This window comes from Mesorhizobium escarrei (genome assembly GCF_935825525.1).
In the GTDB taxonomy this organism is placed as follows: Bacteria; Pseudomonadota; Alphaproteobacteria; order Rhizobiales; family Rhizobiaceae; genus Mesorhizobium; species Mesorhizobium escarrei.
The window spans coordinates 83,320-106,989 of record NZ_CAKXZT010000013.1 but is presented as its reverse complement, the minus strand read 5'-3'; the positions used below and the strand labels follow the sequence as shown (position 1 = coordinate 106,989).

Below are 23,670 nucleotides of genomic sequence, written 5' to 3'. Positions count from 1 at the left end.
GTGGGGTGACCTACGCGCTTACGATCTTTTGCGCGAGATGATCGGCTTTGCCGCCGAGCGGTTGATGGCGCTGGAGGTGGGGCGCCGCCACCGTGCCGGCCATGGCGAGAAGAACCCGCGCTGCGGACGGCCCAGCGCAACGGCTACCGCGAGCGGGATTGGGAGACCCGCGCCGGAACCGTCCCTGCGCATTGCCAAGCTCAGGAAGGGCTCCTACTTTCCCGGATTCGTGGAGCCGCGGCGCATGGCCGAGAATGATGACGCATCCTGACGGCGCGCAGTCGATGCGGCCTAGCCGACGGTCTCGCTTTCCGGGGTCCAGGCTTCTGGCTGGTCGAGCACAGAGACCGCGCGAACATGGCAGCGAACTTTATGCCCGACATCACGCGTGCTGAGCTCATAGCTTGTGCCGGTTTCGCCCACGATCGGAACGCCGTCACGATACCATAGACACTCTATTTGCGACGCAATAACGTTCGGTACGACGGTCAGCGCCTGGCCCGGTGAAGCCTGGCCCGAGAAGGCCGGCAATGCGCTGAAGCCCGTCGGGACCCTAGCCAGATCCGTTTCCGTCTGGCGGACCCGTATATAGTCAATCACCATGTCATACGTCTGCGACGGGTCCGGTTGAGCGCGCCCCTTTTTTTCATCGTAAGCGAAATCCACCATGATGTATTTTTTCGCTGCGAGTTCCGGCGTCGTCGGAACGCGCGCCACTTCACGGCCGTCGATCACGAAATAAGTATAATCATCCTCGATCTGCGCGTACCACGTATGAAATTCGCCATCGTATACGTCGATTGTTCCGGGAAAGCCACTCGATGGGTCGACTTGATAGCCGGCGATTTTCCGGCGTACGTCACGCGGGGCGATACGTGGATCTGCATAGCCTAGTCTGGGTTTGTGCACGTGCTGGCTGATGTTGATATAGGCCCCATTGAGGCCGTCATACTCCCAAAAGTCTGTCTCGAGACGATTGCGCGTCCGCCAGAACAGGTGCTCCTTGCCATATGCCCAAAATGCAGGAAAAAACCCAGGGCGAGGCGCTGCGATCTTCGGCAGTCTGGCGCGGATCTCAAAGATCCCCTTTCCCCAGCACCGCCCCTGGCCATTGTTGTTCACGGAAGAGAACGCACCTGTTCTCCAACGGCCCTTATGCAAGAGCCGGAGCGCCAGCGTGTGGCTGGTGGCGTCGTGCACATAGGAGGAGGGCGACGCCGAGATCGGCGGGGTAACGGCGTCAACACCGACGGTCGTCAGATGGGTCGGCGCATACCAGATGCTGCTTTGCTCGCCTTTGGAATCATCGACAACCGAGTTGGATTCGAAGTCGTCAAAAAAAACCGTTGTGTAAGCGCGGATCGGCGGCGCCGCCTCACCACGATGAGCATATCGCCGCTCTTTGCCGATGGCTGCCCAGGACGCCCACGAGGCCGAATCGAATTCATAACGAGCGGGTTTGTCGTTCGCATCCAGGGCTGAAGGAGGGCTCTGGCGATAGGGAAGATCTTCGGGCAGGTCGGCTTGCCGGCCGGCGCGCCACATGCCCCATCCCATCAGCTTCTCGATCTGCGAGTCATTTAGTTCGCTTTGCCCGATGATCACGCAATCGATCGCGACATCGGACTTCATCGGATTGTTCACATCGCCCATGAAGCTCTGCGATTTCATCCGGTTGGGTGTCAATGCATAAATCGTCTGGCCGGCCGTCTTGACGCCATTCACCACGGCCTGCATCACGAATCCGCGGCGGTACCCGACCATGACATTCCAGTCGCCAAAATCTGTCGAGCATTGCCCTTCCTCGCTCTTAATCTTACCGTCATCGATCTGCGAAACGAATGCGCCTGCCGAAGGCCTGAAACAGACCCGCGGCTGGCGATGCACCGAGCCACCCTCCGCTCCATTGGCGCAAAGAACGGAAACGTCATTCGCGTCGGCGTTGACTGCCGAATTGCACCGGGCGATCACCAACCACCAGCGGTGAAGATACGGGGCATCGTTATCGGCGGGCCAGATCAATGCCTGTTTCGTGCCCTTCTTGAAGAGAACGCCGCCGTTATTCGGAAGCTTTGACGGGCGCAGGGAAGGCTCGGCTTGCACCGCAGCCACCGGTTTCACGCCGCCGGATTGCCACGAGGAGACTTCGCCTTCGGCCAGATCCTCCTGATGCCAGGATTTCACGATCAACTCGGGGAACAGACCAGGATGCCAGGAGTGAGTTTTCGGCTGCGAGCCTTGCGCCGGACCGGCGGCGCGAGCATTCCATCCTACGCGACCGGATGCCGTCAGCACAAGGGCGCCGCATGCGGCCCGCGCCAGATCCCGGCGGGAGATACGGTTAATCATCATCGTGTCCCTTACTTATCTCACGTCGCGCCAAATTGCTGGTCTCGGGGTAGGACTCCACCATGGACACTTTATCGCGCTGCTCCTCGCAAGCTCCTCAGGATATCGTCGGCGGTGTGGCTTTTCTGCGACAGCCTGCTAGTCTCTCGGAAGAGATTCGGAGAGGATGCGTGCGCGGCGGCGACAATCGGACGGGCGAGCTGTTCAGCTACGTTGATCTTGAGGCGCTGGTGCGGGGGATTGCGGAGCATCCGGATGATCGTGAACGAAGCGCTGGTCGCGCTGGAACGGGAGTTTGCGGCGCTGTACTCGCCTATCGGGCGGCCATCTATCCGGCCGGAGAAGCTGCGGGCGATGCTGTTGCAGGCGTTCTACTCAATCCGCTCGGAACGGCTTTTGATGGAGCGGCTGGACTACGACCTTCTTTTCCGCCGGTTCGTCAGTATCGGCGTCGACGATGCGGCGTGGGCGGGGCGGCATTGCAAAATAAGCTCTTCCCTCACTCTCGCCGACGCGGTGAAGAAGACCGGCATAAGCCGGTCCTAGCCTGATTGACTGACGGCCAATAGCTTCGACGATGGTCTAGGTGTGGAGCCTCAACCGGTTGTCCTCGGACAATCCGAGGCGACTGATTGGCGGTTTGGACTCTTTAGACTGCCGTGCGGCCGGTGCAATTGTAACGGTGAAGCCAGACAGGCAGCTCAGCGGCGCGATGGTTGGAAGTCGGGTATGCGACGGCATAGGCCTATTCCGTGAGCGCGGTCTGGATGAAGCGTTCGGCCTTGCCGTGTGTAGGGCCTGGTGCGGATGTGCTTGAGGCCCAAGTCTCGGCAGGCGTTTGCGAAGGCCCTTGATCGATAGCATGAACCGTTGTCGGTCATGACCCGGCTGACAATGACACCCATGCTGGCGTAGTAGGCGACGCTCGCCGTGAGGAAAGCGACGGCACTTTCCTTCCTCTCGTCGGGCAGGATCTGCGAGAAGGCAATTCGGGAGGCATCGTCGATGCAAACGTGGACGAACTCCCAACCGGCATGTCGGGACCTGCCCTGCTGCCGGTCATCGGTGATGCGGTGGCCGACGCGCTCGAAGCGGCCAAGCTTCTTGATGTCGATGTGGATCATCTCGCCGGGATGCTCGCGCTCGTACCGAACCACCGGTGCGGCCGGCTCGATGTCCCTGGACCGCGACAGGCCGGCACGCTTCAACACTCGGCTGACCGTGGCGGGCGATACGCCAACGTGTTGAGCGATGTGAGTGCCGCTCCAGCGCTGGCGCAGCAGCGCGACGATGCGCTCGACAGTTGACGAGTCCGTCGCCTGCGGCATGTGGCACGGTCGTGACGAGTGGTCGACCATGCCCGGCCTGCCTTCGACCTTGAATCGCTCCACCCAGCGCGCCACGATTTTCGCCGACACACCGTAGACCAGCGCCGCTTGGGCTTTGGAAAAATGGCCTGCAAAGACCGACAGCGCCCATCTCCTCTCGACGTAGTGGCGTCAAACGGGCATTCTCATGGATGTTCATTCGGACCCTCCGGTGAGTGCTGAAGCTTGGTAACTCCAGTCTCCCCGGTCCGGTCCGAATGGGCAACCTCCTGAAAGCTCACATCTAGGGCACCAGCTGGTTCGAATTGGCCTAGTTCTAATAAAGCTGGCCCTTTATAGTCAGTCTTGTGTGAGGCTACTGCAGAGCTCAGCGAGCCGGAGTTACCCCATGTTCAATCCCGTAGACGATATCACCTTGTCGCGCGAGCGGATGAATGCGAAGCGCATGCGCCATTTCGTCCCTAACTATCTCGAGCCGCTGCTCTCGAAGGAGTGGGAGATCGTTAGCATCGGCTGCGGCTCGGGAATAGACGTCGAGATGCTGCGCGCCAGCGGCTATCGTGCCTATGGCTTCGATCCGAGCCGCGACAATCAGTTCGGCTTGCGCAAATCCGAGACGCGCCCATTCCTGCGATCCGGCCGCGTCGAGGATCGGCCGTTCGGCGACAAGAAGTTCGACTTTGCATATGCGCTCGAGGTCATCGAGCACGTCGGCTGCCGCAATTACGGCACTCACCTGCTGCCGAATTGGCAAGAGGAACGCCGGGGATTTCTCGCAGAGTCGTTGGCGCTGCTTCGGCCGGGCGGCCACCTCTTCCTGAGCACGAGCAACCGGGTCTGCCCCTTCGATCCCGGGCACAAGCACACGTATAGCAGTCTGGGACGCATGGGTGCGCGCTACGGAGTCGGCGTGTCCGTTCCGTGGCACGAGGAAAACTTTCTGTTCTCGTATCAGCAGATTTCGAAAGAAATCCGGATGATCGTTCCGACAGCGAAGGTCACCACGGCACCAATTGCAAGCTACCCGTCGATCGCCGGGGAGAAAAGCTTCAAGGGACGTCTCGTCAAAGGCCTGCTGTCGCTCATCGATTTCGAGCCGTTGCGGCGCAGTCCGGCGGCCCCGATTCTGGCAGTCGTGGTCGAAGTCTAATTTGCCGTGTTGCGACACTTTGGGGAGCGCAACGAAAAGTCCCAGGCGCCGCTACCTCGTTTCGAAGGTGATGGACTATTACATCGCATTCGACGGGCGATTGCGCGCGGCCTCCGTGCGGGTCGCGGTTCAATGTCTCCTGCACCACCAGCGCCAGGCCCGGGAAGCCTAATCGATATCCAGATCGCGCACATGTCCAGCTCCCCGCTCACAGGCAATCAAGCTGAAGTAGCCAAGGTCGCACCCGACATCGAGAACGCTTTTACCTGCCAGGTCCTGTCCAAACGCAATATCACACAAGTCCAGCCGCCGAACCCTAGTGTACGCCGTCCAAGGGGCAGGTCAATCGCTTGGCAACCCAGTTCATCGGTGCATAAGAAGTGATCGATTGCCTCCTCGGTCCATTCCACTCGCTGGGGAGTCAGTGTCGCGCCCATAGTCGTTGGTCCCTCACTTCAGCTTCTTGGATGTCATGCTTTGCAGGACTTCAACGCCGTATTTCCCGAAGATAAGCGAGGCTCTCAGATAGAGAGTGACAACGGACAATGTACCTATAACGAGAAGCCCGGTTGCGAGCACAAGATAGTCGGGCGATCCGGCAAGCAGCATTTTGACCGCCGAGCCGGTGGCGAACACCGCAGCGGCGAATGCGACAGGCGGCACATGGACGAGCGCGAAATCCAGAGCTGATAATCCTGTCATCCGACAACTGACCGCCGCATAAAGGATGAAACTCGTCACAATGGCGCCGGAGACTGCAAACGCCACCGCGTTCACGCCGTAGGGCGCCGAGAAGAATGCGAATGAAGCGACAAGGGCCATGTAGGTGATTTGCATGGAGGCCGATCGGTAGCTGCGGCCTGTCGCAAGCATCACGGCTCCGCACACTTTGTAACCGACGCGGAAATAAATTACTGCAGAGAATGCGATAACAGGAGGGACGGCGTCCATCCATTTCTGGCCGAGGACTGTCAAGACAAGCTCTTTCGCAAAACAGCATAGAAACGCGCTAGTCGGTAGGGCAAGCGCCGCCGTCAACGCATAACCCTTGAGTTGAGCGGTGCGGAGCCTCGCCTTATCGTGATGAACCTTCGACAGGAGCGGGAAAACCACGCTCTTGTTCAGATTGCCGAACAGATTTGCCGGCATCGCGATCAGATAAAACGCTCGCGAATAAATGCCCAGCTCTGCGGTGCCGATCAAGCGCGCGACAATAACATTGTCGATATATGTGGCGGTGAAGCTCGATATACCGGCCAGCGAATAGCCCAGGCTCTGGCTGCGGATATCGCGGTAGGACTGCATGTCGAAACGGGGACTCACGAGATAGTCCCTGGCAATGAAAAAATAGATGCTGGCCAGGATGAACGCCTCGGCCATGTACGCGACCACCAAGGCCCAATAGCTGAGCCCAAAATAGGCAAGCGGAATGGCCAGGCCGACGTGGGAAGCAGTCCATGAGACCAGCCTCGCCATGGAGGATATTTTGAATTTCAGGTGCCGCGACAAAATGGCCTCAACGGTCAGATTGAACGCGTTCGCGACCATCATGACCGCTAGGACGCGCGAAACGAGGACCAATTCCGGCACATGAAGGAAATCGGCGATCTGACCTGCAAGCAGCCACTGAAGCACAGCAAGGCAGGTGGCGATCAGCAGAGACAGGAACGAGATGGTTCCCATATGGCGCCTATCGAGATCCTTCCGCTGGATCACGACGTGCGACATGCCGAGATCGGCGATTGTGTTGCCGAGGGCCCCCACGATCAGCGCGGCGCCAACGACACCATATTCCTGAGGAGAAAGCAGGCGAGCGAGGACAGCCGTGACAAAGATGTTTAATATGATCCGAGCCAGGAACACGGCACCCGACCACGAGAGGCCGCTGGCTGCCCTTCTTGTCAGCTTCCTATGTTCAGCTATTTGATCCAAGTTGACTTGACCCAGACTGTCCAATTGGTCCGCGGCGCTTCAGTTCATGCAAGCGCGCCCCAATATCGTAAACTATTTTTCTCGCCCACGCCTCGCGGGTAAACTCGCGCTCCATTCTCCGTTTTGCGTTTTCACCAAGCCGCGTCCGCAACTCGGTATTGTCGCGCAATTGGGTCAGCCCCCGAGTCCAGTCCATAACATCATCCGGGGAGCAAAGAAGTGCGGTTTCGCCACCGGTGAATATTTCTCGCAAAACCGGAAGATCGCTGCAGAGGATGGCTTTTCCATGCGCCATGTATTCGAATGCCTTCAGGGGCGACATCCAATCGGACAGGTTCGCCGTTTTATTGCCGACGCCACGTACAACTCGCTGATAGGGCGCGAGCACCACGTCGAAAGCCGCGAGGAACGACGGGATCCGAGCATGCGGCACATATCCGTGAAAGATGATATTTCTCTCAGATTCTGCCCGAGCCCGCCATTGGTCGATGTCATGCTGCGCCCCACCGACGATATGAAAGGTGGCCCAAGGGCTGGCTTGCGCAAGAGGAAGTATGACCTCCATTCCTTTTCCTGGATAAAGTTGCCCCGCATATCCGACATTGAAATCTCCGCAGAGCGGGATCGCGTCTTGCTCCAGCGCTTTAACGAGATCGCCACCGAGCGGCATGGACAGGATGCGACCTGATAGCTCGGGCCACCGGCTTTCAAAGTGTTTCCTCAACGCTTCGCTGATGACAACGAGCGAAAGAAGGTTTTTCGACTTCGCCAAGTTGTCGAAGCGCCTAATGACGGCTCGGTGCTCGGTATCAATCGAGCTATGCAGCTCCAGCACTGTCGGAACGCCGGCCGCAGCCGTAGCCCTGGCAACGGAGATCGACCGTGTGATCACGGCATCGCGCGCCGTCAGCCATGCAAGCAACGACACGGCACCGCCAAAGGCGAGCTTTCGGGCTGGAATACGACCGAATGGTATGTGCCACAAACCAAAACGCCGCTCTGGATCGTAGGCCTTCCTGATTTCGCCCCACTTGTTTGTGCCGGATCGATCAAGGGGAATTGCAAGGACGATTCTGCAGCCGATTGCATGAAACGCACTGCATGCCTTCACGACCTGTACGGCGTTTGCCGCTTGGCTTGGAATAGGCACGGGATGCGCGTAGACAAGCTTCAAATTACTCATTCCTTTGGCCCCAATCACCGTTTCCGCGGTCATTTCATGAAGCACCGGTTCCCTGAAACCGGTTTGCCGCCTGCAGCAGCAGTCGGCGTATTCCACTGGCGCGTGCAAAATCGAGAGGCCATGAGAGAAATGGCAGCCGCCCGCGCACCAACGACGCCGCCCGTATGAGAACGCGTTCCAGGCGGAAAGAGACCTGGCGCTGAACGGCCTGGTAGTGGAATTCGATCTCTCGCTTGTTTTTGAGCGAAAGTCCTGGATAAGGTTGCCAGGACGCCCTGGCCGCTTCGAGGTTGAACCGCGGAAAGGGTGGCAGAGTAAATTCGGTTCGCAGACGCTCCATCGACGGTTCCAGCATCGAAAGGAGCTCGGCCCTTTTATCGGGTGAGAGATATTCGTGATTGTTGTTGGGGCTTGCTATTCTCTTATCTACTGCTGCAAAGATCCTACGTTCCAATTTGCGCTCGGAATATCGAATATGTTCATTTCTGCACCGCTTATATTCCAGGAGATCTCGGCTTAGCGGCTCATTGGCGCGAAGATGTGGTTTTGTGAAAGAGGAGATATCCCCAATTCCGAGAGCATGCCGCACGAAATCATTGATCAGATTCGGCAGAGCCGCTTCGTAAGCGCGCACCGAGCAAGCGGTGCTCCCAAAGACATCGCGCCAGATCGATAGGTAACGATGATAGTCCAGCATGTCATAAACTATGCTGAGAAAGTCGCCAACATCGCCGCTAAACAGAGCGCCCTTCTTTACATTTTGATTGTAAAGTGACTCAAGATAACAATATGGCCTTCGTACGTAGCAAATTATGTGGCATTCCACGTGGGCAGGAATAGCGTCGTGCAGGCGCTCAATGAGACTGCGCTCTTTCGCAAGGACCTCCGCGCTCGTTTTCTGGGCGTGGAAGCATTCCAGATACCGCACCATAGCATAAAGATTTTCGGAGCTTGCGATGATTGTGTCAGCTCCGTTTTGCTCTGCCTTTCTCAAACTCTCAAGAATGAAATTCCGGAGCCTCTCTTGCCCATCTACCAAAGGTGCGTTCACAAGACTATTGCAATGGAACTCGTATGCTGGCGACGCGTAGTACATGCCATGCTCGCCCAATCCCTTTCCGTTTGCGCAAAGGAATTGCTGTAGCGCCGTGCTTCCCGTCTTATGCGTGCCGATATGGAGGATGAGCCTCATCTTACTTTTGCCGGCACGTGAGCTGACGCATGGCGATCTTTCTGCATAAGCGTCGCGAAGAGACTCATTTGCCGTGTTGCGACGCTTTCCATGCTGAATCGCGCAGCGACAGTTTGTACTGCGCGGCGCGCCATCGCATTGCGCTCGGCTTCCGATAGGCCCAGCGCGCGAAGCAGGAGCCGGCTATACTCCACATGCGAGCGAGCCAGAAAGCCGCTGCGCTCATGCTCCACAATGTCGGACGCACCGCTGACATCGGTGATGATCGGGACCACACCGCAACTCATGGCCTCGAGCAGGGCGTTCGACATCCCTTCCGACACCGAGGTGGAAAGATAGAAGTCAGCCTTCCACAGGAATGGAAAGACATCTTCGACCGCCCCGGCGAATGTGACCTTGCCGGAAAGGCATAACCGGGCCGACTGTTCCTCGAGCGCGGCGCGGCACTGGCCATCGCCCAGGATGGTGAGTTGCGCCTTTGCGTCGGCGGGAAGTGCCGCGAACGCATCGATCATGTGCTCGAGGCATTTTTCCGGATCGAGGCGGCCAAGGCAGATAAAGCGTCGGCTGCCATCGGCGTTCGGCTCGCGGCGCGGCTTGCGGGGCAGATCGATCCCATTCGGAATCATATGAATGCGATCCGCGCCGATGCCATGTCTCTTCAGATCACCAGCGATCTGGCGGCTATTGGCGATGAAGGCTGTGACGTGACGTTTAATCAAGGCGGACGCCCAGCGACCGATGATTTTCTTTTCGCGCACAACGTCGAGATCGAAACACCGTCCGCCCCGGCCCAATTTTGCGAGAACCGGTTTGCGCAGGAGGGCTCCTGCCAATGCCGCCGGAACAGCGTGAAGTCGGGAATGGATGATATGTACGACATCGAATTCGTCGCGACGGCGCAGCATCCAGATCACAACCTGGACACACCACGACAGGAACGACAGCATGTGCCGCCCCCCTAAATTGGGCGCCGCGCGCAAACGAAGGCGCTCGATGGGCACCCCGTCGATGGCGGACCGTTTCGGCGTCGAGTGCGACAATCTGGGTGCCAGAATGGTTGCGGAAACGCCCCTTTCAACCAGCATCCGAGCAAATCGGCGCGTCTGTTGTTCGGCACCGCCATATGACTCAGGAAAATAGGTTGGGAGCACGAGCAGAATACGTATGCTCGGAAGAACTTCGGCTTGGGGGGGCTTCATCGGATGAGCAGAAGCGATCTCCGTTACAGTCATATCAATCCCGCCGGACAGCGTAGCTGGAGCCATTGGCGGCCACCCCTTCATCGCGGAAGCGCCACATTTCCGACAGGAGGCCTTGTCGGCACTCCCTTGCTTGCCCGATGCTGGTCAAGAGCCTCCCGGTAAATGGCACCGGTCCGCTTGCCCATCAGCTTGACGTCCCAGTTCGAAAGATCCGTCGCCGCGGCGGCACCTTGGGCGAGGCAGGCCAGTCTTGCACGATCCTCCAGGAGGGCGGAAATAGCGTCGGCCATGGCTGCCATATCATCTGCGGGTGTAATCACACCGTTGATACCAGGGCGGAGCACTTCGCGAAGACCTGGCAGATCGCAAGCGACGCAGGGCTTGCCACCGGCGAGATATTGCATGACCACGCGGGGCAATCCCTCCCGCATGGAACAGAGCAGGCAGAGATCCGCGAGCGCGATCAGCCGCTCGGGGTCGTCCCGATAACCGGTAAAGACCACTTGCCGCTCGAGCCCGAGCCGCTTGGCCTGCGTTTCCGCGGCCGAGCGAAGCGGCCCGTCGCCCGCGAGCACAAGCACCGCGTCGTGTAACCGGATGGCGACTTTGTTGAAAGCGTCCAGAAATTCCGTGTGTCGCTTGCGTGGCTCGAAAGCCGCAATCATCAAGAGCACGGAAGGGCGCGGCGCGTCCGGGGTCAAGCGCAACAAATTGCGCCAACCGTCGGGCGGACCGGCGTTGCGAAAACGATCGAGATCGAATCCGGAATGGACGACATAATGCTTGTCTGGATGTCCCACTCCTGCGCTCAAGCATAAGTCACGGATGCCCTCGCTCACACTGATGAACGCGCTGGTGATCGGCGCTGCCAACTTTTCCAAGGCGAGATAAGCAAACCGCTCGGCGACGCCGACATTGACAAAAGGCACGATATGCACGCCATGAACGATCGCTGGAACGCCCGCCGCCCATGCGGCGAGACGCCCGAGAATGCCTGCCTTGCTGGTGTGCGTATGTACGATGTCGGCATTCAAGGCGCGGAATCTCCGGATGAGCGCCAACAATGCCCGCATGTCGGAGACAGGCGAAATGGACCGAGTCAGGCCCGGGACGCCAATGAGTTCCACCCGCGGGTCCACTTTAGCTATGATTTCCGGCTGGACCGTCTCGCCATGTAGCAGGACAACATCATGCCCCCCTTGCGCGGCCCAATTGCAGGAATGAACAGTATTCTCATCAGCACCGCCATTGATGAGACGGGTGATGACATGAGCGATACGCAGTCGACGCCCAAAGTCAATCTCGCCTTCCGCATCCTGTACTTTCATATCGCCGCGCCGATCGCGCCGAATCCATCCGGTGGCTGCGTTCCCACGCCGAGCCGCGCTTTCGGTCTCATGCGTCCCGATATCAGTGCTACTGCATTGGGGTGACATGCCACACCTCGGTGGGTGCCGTATGGAGACGAACCCCGAATCCTGGGATACCCCTTGTCCTTTTGGGTCGTGGCACGTGCCGTCCATACCAACGGCTTCCAGTCGGTCAGATCAGATTAAGCTTGTGATTTAAACGTCTCAGAGACGTGTCGCTGTTACCCCGGGCACAGCGGAGCGATTATTCTGTGATATGTTAATACTTCTGCGTTTGCGCGGAATCGGATCGGACTGGGTCCAAAGGACTAGTCAAGGCCACGCTTTAAGGGACCTGGGGCGCTTTAGCCTATCAAGGGGACAGAAGCCATGGCAGAGGGCGGTTCACCAGCAGCTTGCGGATCTTACGCGTGCCCCAAGCTACTTCCTGTCGATGTCCGCCGGCAGCTGGTTGAGGCGCGCGAGCGTGCATTCGATCAAGACATTGGCTCTTCCCTGGTCGGCTCAAGTCAGTCTGTTAAGCTTCCACAAGGAAGTGGGAGAGATAAGCATGCCTTTGTTCGGTTCATAACCCTGTAGGCGAAGATAGCAATCCTCCTAAATGTGTTGCGCGGCGAAGGTCCAACGGATCGCCAGTTTAAACGATCGTAGCGGTGTGACTACACGATCAGCTTTGGTGAGAAGGACAAAAAATGGAAGTCATCTCATATCTTAAAGCAACCCAGGAGCGGACCCAATCGTGCGGTGAGGCGGCCATTGCAGCCCTGCAATTGGTTCGGCTGTACGACGCAGCGGCTGCGCGACCGAATGGCACATTTCTAGAACTTGGGACGGATCGGGGGCAGGCCACTAAAATGATTCTTGCTGCCTGCGAGAAGAACGGCGGGAACCTGGTCTCGGTCGATATCCGGGATTGCTCAAGTGCGGCAGTTAGCTGTCGCTGGACCTTTGTTCAGGCAGACTCCACAGATCGCAAGACCATCCTAAACAAAGCGCCCATTCTGCAGGATGGGATCGATTTAGTCTATGTCGATAGTCTGCACACGCCAGAACACGTGTTGAATGAAGTGTATACGTGGTTCAGCCTGGTTCGAAAAGGAGGCACAATCTGCTTCGATGACATTGATCCGAACCCATATATGCGAGGACGAAGGAAGGACAATCCCGAAATTGAGATTGCTAACCGAAGGATTTTTCATGTAGTTCAGAGCGTTTTCTACGACAACTTAGACCAGCTTCAGATGACGGTAGACTTCGGTAGTACCGGCCTTGCGATGCTCAGGAAAACATCTGAGATTGGATCGGAACTCAAGCCGTTCAATCATTTGCCTGTAGAACGCAATAGTACGTTTCTGGCGAAGCTCAGCGTGCGTTTTGGAGAAAGATACTACGCGCACAAAGGCGATGGATCGGACTTTTTGACAGCGTGAAGTGTACCCGGATGCCGTGAGGTATTTTGATCCTGAGCACGCCATTTCTCTTTGGCGTTCATGACGCAGCTCATCATTGTTATCGGTATACGAAGTATGCCTGAAAATGGCTGCTTAAACGATCGACGAATGTGCCGAGCTTGCTGGCTTTGCGAATGAGGTCATGACCGCGATACAGCACGGAGCTTCCCGTCCAGAGGTCAAGCAGATCCAACAGAGCCCGCGCACGGGGTGGCGGACGCCCCCGCTGATGCCCCGACGGCTAAAAACGCGCGCGGCGTTCCCTGTGGCGCTGTGAGCCTTTGGCTCAAAGGAGAGACTCCAGGGTTTCTCGGGACAGGCGGTTCAAGATCGACAGGGCTCGCTTGCCCTCGATTGGCTCGCATCGGCGAAACGGTGAACGAAATTCCTGTGCGGATGCATCAGACTCGCATGCCCGTTCGCCAAAGGGAATCCATTCAACGATCCTCAAGGAAGAGAGGCTGTTTGCAGGGCGTTTGACATGCCTTCCGACACCGAAGGTCGAAAGATAGAAATCAGCCTCCCGCAGAAGGGAAAGACATCTTCGACCGCGCCGGCGAATGTGACCCTGCTGGAAAGGCCCAACCTGGCTGCCTGTTCCTCGAGAGTGGCGCGGCATTGGCCATCGCCAGGATGGTGAGTTGCGCCTTTCCCTCGGCGGGAAGTGCCGCGAACTCGTCGATTATGTGCTCGAGCGTTCCCGGATCAAGATGGCCAAGGCAGATAGAGCGTCGGTGCCATCGGCGTTCGTTCGGCTCGCGGCGCGGCTTGTGGGGCAGATCGATCCCATTCGGAATCGGCTTCCAATCTCAGAGACGGTCGCTGTTCCCCCGGGCACAGCGGAGCAATTTTTCTCTGATACACTTATGCACTTCTGCGTTTGCGCGGAACCGGACTCGTTCAAAGAAGTCAAGGCAACGCTCCAAGGACCGGGCGCTTACCCGCCATGAGAAGGGAGCGATGGGAGGGGGAACCAGCAGCTTGCGGATCTTTCGCGTACCCCAAAGCTACTTCTTGTCGATGCCCGCCGGCAGCCGGTTGAGGCGCGCGGCCGTGCGTTCGATCAAGACATTGTCTCTTCCCTGGTCGGCGGATCCTACGGGGACTGAGTCGAGAAGCATCCTGGCTTGGTTCGCCATAGCCGGCCAGCTGGCCCTCTTCATCGCGTTGGTCTATCTCCTCAGGCTCGAGACTACTGCGCTTATCCGCGTCCTGCTCGTTGCTCTCGCTGGCTGGTGCGTGCACTACTTCCTGCCGCAGCGTTACCGGCTGCCGTTTTTCGTGCTGCTCTCGTTCGCGGCTATCGCCGCAGTCTTCGCGAACCTTGGGCCCAACTGGCACCACTGGAGATTTGACGGCCTCATCGATGCCGCCTGGATCGTCGCCATTGGGCTCGTACTGATCGGAATTGTCCACCTACCGATCGCTTTTGGATGGAGAGTGCTGGCGCTGGTTGGCACCGGCTGCGGGCTCGCCGCCGCACGAATGGACTGGATTGCGACCCCGTGGACGCGCGCCGTCTGGCCCGTGCTCGCTTCCATGTTCATGTTCCGTCTGATTGTCTATGCGTACGAAATGCGGCGTGAACAGAAGATGGCGACGCTTTCGGAACGGCTCGCGTATTTCTTCATGTTGCCGAACGTGTGCTTTCCGCTCTTTCCGGTCGTAGATTTTAGAACTTTCCGCAGCAGTTACTACAATGCTGACCGACACTACATCTATCAAACAGGTATTCAGTGGATGTTTCGAGGCGCTATCCATTTGATATGCTACCGCCTCGTATATCAGAGATTTGTGATCGATGCTGCGGATGTACATAATCAGATTGAGCTGTTGCAATTCATCATATGGCCATTTTTACTTTATCTGAAGGTTTCAGGAACTTTTCACATAATCACCGGTATGCTTCGTTTATTTGGATTCAACCTTCCAGAAACCCACAATCTGTACTTTCTTTCCTCAAGTTTCACAGATTTCTGGCGTCGAATAAATATATATTGGAAGGACTTCATAATGAAAATCGTATACTATCCCTGTTATTTTCGTTTTCGACGCTGGGGAGAGAGCGTAGCGCTCGTCAGCGCGACCCTCCTGGCGTTCCTCGCGACTTGGCTGCTGCACAATTATCAGTGGTTCTGGTTGCGTGGCACCTGGGTATTCACCTGGAACGACTTCCTCTTCTGGATGATCCTGGCTGTGCTTGTGACGATCAACGCCCTCTATGAAATGCGGCACGGTCGCACGCGGCGCCTGCGTGGCGGGGCACTCAGCTGGAGCGGTGCGCTGCAAACTGCGGGCCGGACCATCGGCGTGTTCGTCGTCATCTCGCTCCTTTGGTCGTTTTGGAGCGCGAGCTCGGTCCCGCAATGGTTCTCGGTCTTCGACACCGTGGGCGTGGAAGGCCCTGGCAAAATGACGCCCGCCCTCGTGCTGGTCGCGGTGGCAGCTATCATTGGCATTCCTGCCCTTGTGCTCGCGCGCGGCAGCGCCGACCGCCAGTACAGTTTCCGACGGTCGGTTGCGTCGGTCGGTGTCTGCGGGTTGATTGCGGTTTGCATCTCGCTTCCCGTGGTTCGCGATCGCCTCGGCGAGACGGTCAGCACCGCAATGGCCGACATTAGAATGCCCAACCTCAATAGCCGCGACAACGCGAACCTGGAGCGCGGCTACTACGAGAACCTCGTCAATGTCGGCGCATTCAACCCGGAACTGTGGATTGTCTATGGCCAACGACGAAACGAGGAATGGAAAGACTTAGAGAAGACGCCGCTGAGTGAATACACGGGTGCGCTTCCCAGGACCTATCTGCGTCCACTCTCCCAAGCAGACTATAGGGGACATCGGGTCCACATCAACCGCTGGGGCATGCGAGACCAGGACTACGAAAAGCTTCCTTCTCCCGGCACCCTGCGAATTGCAGTCGTCGGCGCTTCGATCATCTTCGGCGCGGGCGTCGCAGATGACGAGACCTTCGAAGGCTTGTTGGAGCAGCGGATGAATGAGCAGGCGGCCGACAGCGCGTATCCACACTACGACGTGCTGAACTTTGGCGTTGGGGCTTATACTTCTGTGGACATGCTAGCCATCATCGAGGACCGGGTGCTTGCATTCAAACCAAACTACATCTTTTACTTCGAGCACAGCGCGCTTATTACGCGAATGCTAGACCACCTCATCATAGCAATGCAGAATGGCTCCGCCTATCGCTACGACTTCGTGCGCGACATTGTACGCGAGAGCGGAATAGATCACAGGGCCGACCCCGAGGTGCTCAAAAGAAAGCTCACGCCCTACGGAGAGAGACTTCTGCGTGCGATCTATTCTCAAATCGTGGAAACTGCGAAGCGAGAAGGTGTCGGGGCCTTTTGGATATATCTGCCCAGGGTAGACGAGAGGACCAGTCCCGAGGTGGAGAGGCGCCTCGCTGCCGAGGCTGGATTCGACGTTCTCGATCTTTCCGATGTGTATGACGGGTACGACTGGCGGACCCTTGTTGTGGCACCTTGGGATGATCACCCAAACGCCGCCGGCCATCGGCTCATCGCCGACAAGCTTTACGAGGTGCTGCGGCAACACCGGGATCTAATTCCCCTGAACCTTGCGGCTGCTCCACGAAAGGAGGGACAATGAACACGACCCAGATCAGGACGATGACCAGGGATTTCATATTGAAGGAGTTCCTGCCCGGTGAAAGGCCTGAGAATCTGACGGATTCAACGGAGCTCATATCTGGCGGCATTCTCGACTCGCTGGCGACGCTTAAGCTCGTTACGTACCTGGAAAAGTCCTGCGGCATCGAAATCGCCCCCGACGAACTCGTGCCGGAGAACCTGAACTCCATCGGCCACATTGCCGATTTCGTCCAATCGAAGCAGGCGTCCACATAGGGCCTGCCATGACGAGCGCTACCTTGCACGGGTACCTGGAACAGAGCGCGAGGCGGTCTCCCGGGACATGCGCCGCAGTCGAGGCGAGTTCCGGACGACAGATCACTTACGGCGAGATCGACAGGCTGTCGAGCCGAGTCGGCGACCATCTGCGTCGGATCGGCGTCCGGCCGGCGGACCGCGTCGGCATTTGCCTTCCAAAATCGATCGCCTCGCTTGCCGTTCTGTTCGGCATCTTAAAGGTGGGCGCCGCCTATGTGCCCGTCGACTCTCTGGCACCGCCTGCGCGTAATGCCTTCATATTTAACGACTGCGGCGTACGCGCGATTTTCGTGGAGGCGTCCAGAGCCGAAAATTTGCGCTATGAGTTAGCGCGTTTGGCTGCGGAACCTCGGCTCTTGCCGCTCGACTGGTCCGACGCTTCCTCGCCGCTCGCGACGTATTTGGCTCGTGTGGAACCCGAGGGCGGCTTGACGGTCGAGGACGAATCGGCGCGGCCGGGGCCGGACAGCCTCGCTTACGTGCTTTACACTTCGGGCTCGACCGGCCAGCCGAAGGGCGTGATGCTGACGCATCGTAATGGCTCGAGCTACGTGGACTGGTGCTCCGAGATCCTCGCCCCTGACGAGAGCGACCGCTTCTCCTCCCATGCGCCTTTCCACTTCGACCTGTCTATTCTCGACATCTTCGTACCGCTGAAGCACGGCGCGACCGTATTCCTCATCGGTGAGGAGCTCGGCAAGAATCCGACCCGGATGGCGTCGGTTATCGCCGAGCGGCGGTTGACCATCTGGTATTCCACGCCCTCGGTACTCACGCTTCTGGTAGAGCACGGCAGCCTTGATGCTCGCGACGACCACGCTCTTCGGTTTATTCTATTTGCCGGCGAGGTCTTTCCGGTCAAGCATCTGCGCAGGCTAAAGGCTGTGGTCCCACGCGCACGCTACCTGAATCTCTATGGCCCAACCGAAACCAACGTCTGTACCTACTACGAAATCCCGCAGACGATCGCCGAAGACCGCTCGGCGCCGTTTCCGATCGGGCGCGCCTGCTCGCATGTTAAGGCACGAGTGATCGATGCGAATGGCCGCGACGTGCCGCGAGGACAGGAAGGCCAGCTCGCAATCAGCGGTGCTCCCGTGATGCTGGGCTATTGGAACATGCCTGAGCGAACAAGCGCCGCTTTTCATGTCAATTCAAGCGGTCGCTGGTACCGTACCGGCGATGTAGTGATCGAAGACGGTGACGGAGTCTACACCTTCCGCGGTCGACGCGACCGGATGGTGAAGAGACGGGGATATCGGATCGAACTCGGCGAGATCGAGACGGCGCTCTATCGCCATCCAGCGATCTCCGAGGTGGCGGCGATCGCTCGCTCGGAGGAGGCGGGCGTCTCCATAAAGGTGTTCTATGCCTCGCGCGACGGCCATGCGCTGTCGCTCATCGACCTGAAGCGGTTCTGCGCTCACAACTTGCCGGCATACATGGCCCCGGACTGGTTCTCGCATCAGCAGTTACTTCCCAAGACATCGACAGATAAAATCGACTACCAGCATCTGATGAGGATGGAGTAGTGGATTTCGCGCTGAACGAGGAGCAGCGTATCCTGCGTAGCCAGATCCTTCGCTTCGCGCAAGATAAGCTCAATAAAGATGTCAGGCAGCGCGACCGAGACCAAGTATTCCAGCGCGAGTTGTGGGGGGCTTGCGCGCAAATGGGCCTGACCGGCCTGCCGGTCCCCCAAGCCTACGGGGGACCCGGTCTCGATTCCCTGTCCACGGCCATTGCAATCGATGCGCTTGGCTACGGCTGCGAGGACTCCGGCTTGGTCTTCTCGATCTGCGCCCACCTTCTGGCCTGCGTGGTGCCGATTTGGAAGTTCGGCACTGAAGAGCAGAAGAATCGATATCTTCCGGGGCTCTGTGATGGCACCTTGATCGCAGCCAATGCGATGAGCGAACCGGAGTCGGGCTCCGATGCATTTGCGATGCAAACCCGGGCGGAGCCTCATGGCGACGGCTTTCTAATCAACGGCACGAAGACCTTCGTGAGCAACGGGCCGGTGGCAGATGTTGCCGTCGTCTTTGCTGTCACTGACCGCGCCAAGGGGTATTTCGGCGGCATCACGAGCTTCCTCGTGGACCGCGCGCTGCCCGGCTATCTGGTCGCGCAAAAGTTCGAAAAAATGGGACTGCGGACGTCTCCGATCGGGGAGCTTGTCTTCAAGGACGTATTTGTTTCGAAGGACGCTGTTCTCGGTGGAGTGGGCGGCGGCTCCAGGCTGTTCGCTCATAGCATGGACTGGGAGCGGGCGTGCCTATTCGCCAGTCATGTAGGCACCATGGAGCGGCTTCTGGAAAAGGCAGTGGCCTATACGCGCACCCGACGTCAGTCCGGCCAGGCCATCTCCAAGCACCAGGCGGTCGCCCATAAGATTGCCGACATGAAGATGCAGGTGGAGGCGGCCCGACTGCTCGTCTACAAGGCGGCGTGGGGCCTTGAGCGCTCCCAGTCCGTATCCCTCGACGCCGCCGTTTCGAAGCTCTTTGTGAGCGAATCGCTAGTTCGCACCACGCTCGATGTCGTCCAGGTCTTCGGTGGCTATGGTTTCTTGAGCGAATTCGACGTCGAACGTGCCGTGCGTGATGCCATCGGCAGCAAACTCTATTCCGGAACTTCTGAGATACAGCGCAACATTATTGCTGGCTGGCTGGGGCTTTGATGACGGCTGTGGTCAGAGAACCTGTCCGGTGAAGGGCGGCGTGAGCTGTCGCTGGGCCCTGCCTTCCGTTCAATCGGTCGGAGGATGGACTACATATATCCATTCAGCTTCCTGAGAAGATGCTATACATCAATAGACATTACGATCCGAAAAGACCAGTAAAGCAGTTTTCCAAATTATCTTAAGATCGAGAAGCATGCTCCAGGATTTTATATACCAGAGGTCATGCTCAACGCGTTTTTCCATCCTCCAGAGCTCCTTCGTTTCCCCTCGAAAGCCATTGATCTGAGCCCAGCCTGTCAAACCGGGTTTTACATGATGGCGATAAGCATAGCTCGCAATGATCACACTATAGGTATCATCATGAGCGACGGCGTGAGGGCGGGGCCCAACCAGGGACATCTCCCCGCGAAGCACGTTGAATAATTGCGGCAGCTCGTCGATGTTTGACCGGCGCAATATTCGGCCAAGTCGGGTAACCCGCGCATCATTACGCTGAGCCTGGCGAATTTGTGTACCGTTCTCCTGCACCGTCATCGATCGGAATTTGTAAATATTGAACGGCTTACCACCAAAACCTCGTCGCATCTGCCGGAACAGCACAGGGCGACCGTTCTCGAGCGCTATGGCACATGCGACCAAGGCCATCAACGGACACAGGAACAGCAGTAGCAGGGATGCAACAGCAATGTCGAACAACCGCTTGAGCAGGCGTTCGGCAGGCCTCAAAGGCACACGCTGGACTTCGAAGGCTCGCTGCCAGCCGGTGTGCAGCGGGCATCCAGCCAGAATTCTATCTATGTAGGCGTCGGCGAAAAGATAGATCGGAAGCGGGAGGCGGGACATTTCCTGCAGGATGCGTTCGATCAACTTCCGCTGGTCCCAAGAGCAAAAGAGATAAACTGCCCCATACGAGCCATTACGGAACGCAGCCTGTGCAGCTGCGACGGCGGCATGCACCGATCGTGCTGCGATCGTGCCATCATGGTTCTCGATGCTCGAAATACCACAAACCGCGATGCCCTGTTGCCCAAGCTTGTTGATTATCCCCTGATCCTTTCCAGGAACGCCAGAGTAAAACAGATAAACTGTGCGCAACACGAGTTTCTCAGCCGCCAGAAGCCGTTTCAGCCCGCGCGCTAGAACCGCGTGGCCAGGCAGCAGGATTGGGAATCCGACCGCAAACGCCAGCGTCAAGGAGCCGCGCGAGAACGTCGACGTCGTCTTCGTGAGAAAGGCGAGCCAGAGAATTGAAAAGAAAACAAACAGCCAGCCGCTGAAGAGTGTTTTGATCCTGCAGTTATCGTCCAGGATGCCAGTAACCGTGTAGGCGCCCCTGGCGGTCATGAATGCGACCAGCAATAGGCCGGCGGTAACACTTAGGCAGATCGAATCCCAGATATCTGGCGGCCTCACGCCGAAGGCCCGATGGTAGAGCTCAATTGACGCAAGAAATACTGTCTGTCCAAGGAGGAAATCAGCAGTTGCGAGAAACATGCAAACTGCTCCCACAGGGAGCCGTAGCGGCTCTACGCTCCGCTTCCAGAGCGCACGCGACGCCTCGGTTGGTGCATGCCACATGAGACGACCCCCGAATCCTGTTGCATCCCTTCTCCTCTTTGGGTCATGGCACACGCCATCCCATAAGGAGGGGGTTATCCCAACGGCTTCCAGTCGGTTAGATTTGATTTAAATGTCTCAGAGACATGTCGCTGTTACCCCGGGCACAGACGAGTCGCTATTTTATCATATCCTAATGTGCTAATATTTTCTGTCTTAACGCGTTTGCGTGAGAACGGACTGGAGGTCGGACTCGTTCAAACAGGTGGTCAAGGCAATGCCTTAGGGGACCGGGGGCGCTACCCTATCAGGGAGAAGGAGCCATGGCAGAGAATGGCGCTGAGGTTCGGGTCAAACAGCTGAACAACATACGCCTATTTCGGCAATTTGGGCAAGATACTCTTAGTGAAATGGCGAAAGCAGCCATCCTACGGAGGGTTCCAAAGAATAAAGTCTTAACTCGCCTTGGAGACATCCCGCGTTATATTTACTACATAATTCACGGAAAAGTTCGTCTTAGTGTTCCCCTCTCAGACGGCCGAGAATTCATCTTTTCCGATCTCGGTCCCGGTGACACTTTTGACTTGACTAGATTGTTCATCGCGCGACATAGTAACATGAACGCTGCATCAGTTGTGGACAGCTACTTGCTCCAAATCGAAGCAGCTTTCATGGCTAGTGTCTTCGACAAGCACCCAGACCTCGCACTGAAGGTGATCCCGTACTTATGCCAAGCAACGCACGACGCGCAAGAGCGAGTGATCCACAGTGCGTCGAATGCCCTATCCATTCGATTGGCGAGCACGCTCTTGCGATTGACTGAGACCCCGCACAGCACGGCTACCGTGAATGGAGCTCTGAGAATCCACATTTCGCAGACCGACCTCGCGGCAATGATCCCGGCGTCTCGAGCGAAAGTGAATCGTTGCCTGAGAGAATGGGAACGGCGGTATCTGACCCAATACGACCACGGCTCGCTGACAATTCTCAATCGCACGGCATTAGAGTCTGTTGCTCTTGGCTACTCGCGTTTGATCGTTCAATGATGCCTTTCCCGTGTGCTCGGGCACGCCATCCTCCGGGAAGTTAATGAACCGGAAGTGGTGCCGGTCGTGCTCGGATCGCTCTGTAGAGTCCTTTACATCGGCGTCGTAGGTCGCCGCACCGGACACTTCCGGCGAGATGGCAACGCACTCGCGCAGCCCCCGAGCATCCCCACGGACCCTCGGCTCCCGGTGGAATTGGAGCACCGCCAGCCCGGCGGCGCAATCTCCTGTCCCAGATGCGGCTCGGCAGCTTGCGAAATGAAGCAGCTAAGGGTCGACTGTTTGCCCAAGCGGTCAGCTTGCCGCTGGAACGCGTCGCGAAAAAATGATGGCTCGGCGTCAGGAGCCGCCTAGCCAGCTACCGCGAGCGACCGGTAATCGGCGGCGCTTTTTTGTACCGCCCGAGATTGGAGATGGCACGCACCAGGGCACCGCCTCTTTGCTGCGCGCGGTGCGACTTTGCTGTTGGGGAATCCGGGACTATTATCGGCCGCCCATATACATCACCTCGGTGGAAAAATGGATCTGCAAGCCTTCAGAGATTCGATTGCGAAATCACAGCCGCCCGCCGGCTTGAGTTCTGCCCTGCAGGCGCTGTGGTGGGATGCAAAGGGCGATTGGGCTAAGGCGCACGAGCGCGCGCAGCTGCGCGACGACGCGGCGGGCATGCGCGTCCATGCCTACCTGCATCGCAAGGAAGGCGATCAATCGAATGCGGAATATTGGTATCGTCGCTGCGATGCCACGCCATCGATCTTGACGCTTGAAGAGGAATGGCAAGAGTTGGCGTGGGAACTTTTGCGGCAAGGCTGACGGACGCCAGGTCTGGTTTCGCCCGCGATCCCGTCGTCGTATGCAGGTTTTTCCGACGAGGCTACCGCCTTATCGACGATTCTGGCTTGCAGGCCTTGGCGAGGGCAGGGGCTGCGCGAGGAGACCGCGTGTCAGCGACTGTCCTTTGACATCGCCTAGGCAGATGCCGCTCTACACGAAGAGAAAGTCGCTGTTCGAGATGCTTGCAACGAGGACACCGTTTAGTGAAAGCGTGTCACTGTCGGAGAAGACGACGAGAGTGTCGCTGCCGACCTGCCGGAGTTCGCTGTAGTTTTGGTATCCTGAAATCTCCAGGAGATCGTCGCCGGAAAGGTCGAAGTCGGTGATGGTGTCGTGGCCATGGCCGGCGGCGAAGACGAAGCTGTCGTTTCCCGTTCCACCGGTGAGGATATCGGTGCCAAGACCACCGACGAGCCGGTCCGACCCGCCCCGGCCGTCCAGCCGATCAGAGCCGCCGAGGC

General features: G+C 57.9%; 16 protein-coding genes and 4 pseudogenes. 11 read left to right on the top strand and 9 right to left on the bottom strand.

Annotated features, from left to right (window positions below; translation table 11 throughout):
- Positions 1 to 28: 28 nt before the first annotated feature.
- Positions 29 to 253: pseudogene (locus tag NMG80_RS01795) on the top strand (transposase); the annotation flags it as partial.
- 38 nt (positions 254 to 291) lie between these two features.
- Here NMG80_RS01795 and NMG80_RS01790 read toward each other — a convergent pair.
- On the bottom strand, positions 292 to 2,349 hold the full coding sequence (locus NMG80_RS01790) for a hypothetical protein (RefSeq protein ID WP_254016547.1): 2,058 nt from the start codon (positions 2,347 to 2,349) through the stop codon (positions 292 to 294).
- A gap of 170 nt (positions 2,350 to 2,519) precedes the next feature.
- On the opposite strand from NMG80_RS01790, the pseudogene NMG80_RS01785 reads away from it, so the two are divergent.
- Positions 2,520 to 2,817 (top strand): annotated as a pseudogene (locus tag NMG80_RS01785) (transposase); the annotation flags it as partial.
- 114 nt (positions 2,818 to 2,931) lie between these two features.
- Here the strand turns inward: NMG80_RS01785 and NMG80_RS01780 are convergent.
- Positions 2,932 to 3,876, bottom strand: a pseudogene (locus NMG80_RS01780) (IS481 family transposase).
- A 189-nt stretch (positions 3,877 to 4,065) separates the two neighbouring features.
- Here NMG80_RS01780 and NMG80_RS01775 point away from each other — a divergent pair.
- Positions 4,066 to 4,827, top strand: a complete 762-nt coding sequence (locus tag NMG80_RS01775; RefSeq protein ID WP_254016546.1) for a class I SAM-dependent methyltransferase — start codon at positions 4,066 to 4,068, stop codon at positions 4,825 to 4,827.
- Between the two features lie 450 nt (positions 4,828 to 5,277).
- Here NMG80_RS01775 and NMG80_RS01770 read toward each other — a convergent pair whose 3' ends face one another.
- Genes NMG80_RS01770 through NMG80_RS01750 form a run of 5 tightly spaced genes read right to left on the bottom strand, consistent with a single transcriptional unit; the run spans position 5,278 to position 11,592 of the window.
- Complete coding sequence (locus NMG80_RS01770; protein WP_301942181.1) at positions 5,278 to 6,759, bottom strand: lipopolysaccharide biosynthesis protein; 1,482 nt, start codon at positions 6,757 to 6,759, stop codon at positions 5,278 to 5,280.
- Positions 6,743 to 7,975 (bottom strand): glycosyltransferase, encoded by a 1,233-nt coding sequence (locus NMG80_RS01765; RefSeq protein WP_254016544.1) that lies wholly within the window; start codon positions 7,973 to 7,975, stop codon positions 6,743 to 6,745. The genes NMG80_RS01770 and NMG80_RS01765 overlap by 17 nt, the downstream gene beginning before the upstream one ends.
- 1 nt (position 7,976) lies before the next feature.
- Complete coding sequence (locus NMG80_RS01760) at positions 7,977 to 9,134, bottom strand: hypothetical protein (RefSeq protein ID WP_254016543.1); 1,158 nt, start codon at positions 9,132 to 9,134, stop codon at positions 7,977 to 7,979.
- Complete coding sequence (locus NMG80_RS01755; RefSeq protein ID WP_254016542.1) at positions 9,131 to 10,369, bottom strand: glycosyltransferase; 1,239 nt, start codon at positions 10,367 to 10,369, stop codon at positions 9,131 to 9,133. The genes NMG80_RS01760 and NMG80_RS01755 overlap by 4 nt, the downstream gene beginning before the upstream one ends.
- Before the next feature lie 47 nt (positions 10,370 to 10,416).
- Positions 10,417 to 11,592, bottom strand: a complete 1,176-nt coding sequence (locus tag NMG80_RS01750) for a glycosyltransferase (RefSeq protein WP_254016553.1) — start codon at positions 11,590 to 11,592, stop codon at positions 10,417 to 10,419.
- Here NMG80_RS01750 and NMG80_RS01745 point away from each other — a divergent pair.
- The 6 genes from NMG80_RS01745 to NMG80_RS01720 all read left to right on the top strand — a co-directional run bounded on the left by NMG80_RS01745 (position 11,530) and on the right by NMG80_RS01720 (position 19,769).
- Positions 11,530 to 11,772: a hypothetical protein gene (locus tag NMG80_RS01745; RefSeq protein ID WP_254016554.1), complete on the top strand. Its 243-nt coding sequence runs from the start codon at positions 11,530 to 11,532 to the stop codon at positions 11,770 to 11,772. The two genes, NMG80_RS01750 and NMG80_RS01745, sit on opposite strands and share 63 nt — an antisense overlap.
- 629 nt (positions 11,773 to 12,401) lie before the next feature.
- Positions 12,402 to 13,139, top strand: coding sequence for a class I SAM-dependent methyltransferase (locus NMG80_RS01740; protein WP_254016541.1), 738 nt, complete (start codon positions 12,402 to 12,404; stop codon positions 13,137 to 13,139).
- Between the two features lie 1,074 nt (positions 13,140 to 14,213).
- Positions 14,214 to 16,790: an SGNH/GDSL hydrolase family protein gene (locus NMG80_RS01735; protein WP_254016540.1), complete on the top strand. Its 2,577-nt coding sequence runs from the start codon at positions 14,214 to 14,216 to the stop codon at positions 16,788 to 16,790.
- Positions 16,787 to 17,047 carry an acyl carrier protein gene (locus tag NMG80_RS01730; RefSeq protein ID WP_254016539.1) on the top strand — a complete coding sequence of 87 codons (261 nt, stop codon included), beginning with the start codon at positions 16,787 to 16,789 and terminating at the stop codon, positions 17,045 to 17,047. The genes NMG80_RS01735 and NMG80_RS01730 overlap by 4 nt, the downstream gene beginning before the upstream one ends.
- Before the next feature lie 8 nt (positions 17,048 to 17,055).
- Positions 17,056 to 18,621 carry an amino acid adenylation domain-containing protein gene (locus NMG80_RS01725; RefSeq protein ID WP_254016538.1) on the top strand — a complete coding sequence of 522 codons (1,566 nt, stop codon included), beginning with the start codon at positions 17,056 to 17,058 and terminating at the stop codon, positions 18,619 to 18,621.
- Positions 18,621 to 19,769 (top strand): acyl-CoA dehydrogenase family protein, encoded by a 1,149-nt coding sequence (locus tag NMG80_RS01720; protein ID WP_254016537.1) that lies wholly within the window; start codon positions 18,621 to 18,623, stop codon positions 19,767 to 19,769. The genes NMG80_RS01725 and NMG80_RS01720 overlap by 1 nt, the downstream gene beginning before the upstream one ends.
- Positions 19,770 to 19,898: 129 nt before the next feature.
- On the opposite strand, the gene NMG80_RS01715 is transcribed toward NMG80_RS01720, so the two are convergent.
- Positions 19,899 to 21,266, bottom strand: a complete 1,368-nt coding sequence (locus NMG80_RS01715; protein ID WP_254016536.1) for an exopolysaccharide biosynthesis polyprenyl glycosylphosphotransferase — start codon at positions 21,264 to 21,266, stop codon at positions 19,899 to 19,901.
- 386 nt (positions 21,267 to 21,652) lie between these two features.
- On the opposite strand from NMG80_RS01715, the gene NMG80_RS01710 reads away from it, so the two are divergent.
- Together NMG80_RS01710 and NMG80_RS01705 are read left to right on the top strand one after the other, a co-directional pair.
- A complete protein-coding gene (locus NMG80_RS01710) occupies positions 21,653 to 22,375 on the top strand; it encodes a Crp/Fnr family transcriptional regulator (protein ID WP_254016535.1) in 723 nt (240 codons plus the stop codon).
- A gap of 519 nt (positions 22,376 to 22,894) precedes the next feature.
- Positions 22,895 to 23,188, top strand: a complete 294-nt coding sequence (locus NMG80_RS01705; protein ID WP_254016534.1) for a hypothetical protein — start codon at positions 22,895 to 22,897, stop codon at positions 23,186 to 23,188.
- 171 nt (positions 23,189 to 23,359) lie between these two features.
- Here NMG80_RS01705 and NMG80_RS37710 read toward each other — a convergent pair.
- A pseudogene (locus tag NMG80_RS37710) lies at positions 23,360 to 23,670 on the bottom strand (hemolysin); the annotation flags it as partial.

Coding starts and splice junctions, on each gene's coding strand:
- NMG80_RS01790 (WP_254016547.1), bottom strand. CDS start 2,349: ATGATTAACCGTATCTCCCGCCGGGATCTGGCGCGGGCCGCATGCGGC.
- NMG80_RS01775 (WP_254016546.1), top strand. CDS start 4,066: ATGTTCAATCCCGTAGACGATATCACCTTGTCGCGCGAGCGGATGAAT.
- NMG80_RS01765 (WP_254016544.1), bottom strand. CDS start 7,975: ATGACCGCGGAAACGGTGATTGGGGCCAAAGGAATGAGTAATTTGAAG.
- NMG80_RS01760 (WP_254016543.1), bottom strand. CDS start 9,134: ATGAGGCTCATCCTCCATATCGGCACGCATAAGACGGGAAGCACGGCG.
- NMG80_RS01755 (WP_254016542.1), bottom strand. CDS start 10,369: ATGACTGTAACGGAGATCGCTTCTGCTCATCCGATGAAGCCCCCCCAA.
- NMG80_RS01745 (WP_254016554.1), top strand. CDS start 11,530: ATGCCCCCCTTGCGCGGCCCAATTGCAGGAATGAACAGTATTCTCATC.
- NMG80_RS01740 (WP_254016541.1), top strand. CDS start 12,402: ATGGAAGTCATCTCATATCTTAAAGCAACCCAGGAGCGGACCCAATCG.
- NMG80_RS01730 (WP_254016539.1), top strand. CDS start 16,787: ATGAACACGACCCAGATCAGGACGATGACCAGGGATTTCATATTGAAG.
- NMG80_RS01725 (WP_254016538.1), top strand. CDS start 17,056: ATGACGAGCGCTACCTTGCACGGGTACCTGGAACAGAGCGCGAGGCGG.
- NMG80_RS01715 (WP_254016536.1), bottom strand. CDS start 21,266: ATGTTTCTCGCAACTGCTGATTTCCTCCTTGGACAGACAGTATTTCTT.
- NMG80_RS01710 (WP_254016535.1), top strand. CDS start 21,653: ATGGCAGAGAATGGCGCTGAGGTTCGGGTCAAACAGCTGAACAACATA.
- NMG80_RS01705 (WP_254016534.1), top strand. CDS start 22,895: ATGGATCTGCAAGCCTTCAGAGATTCGATTGCGAAATCACAGCCGCCC.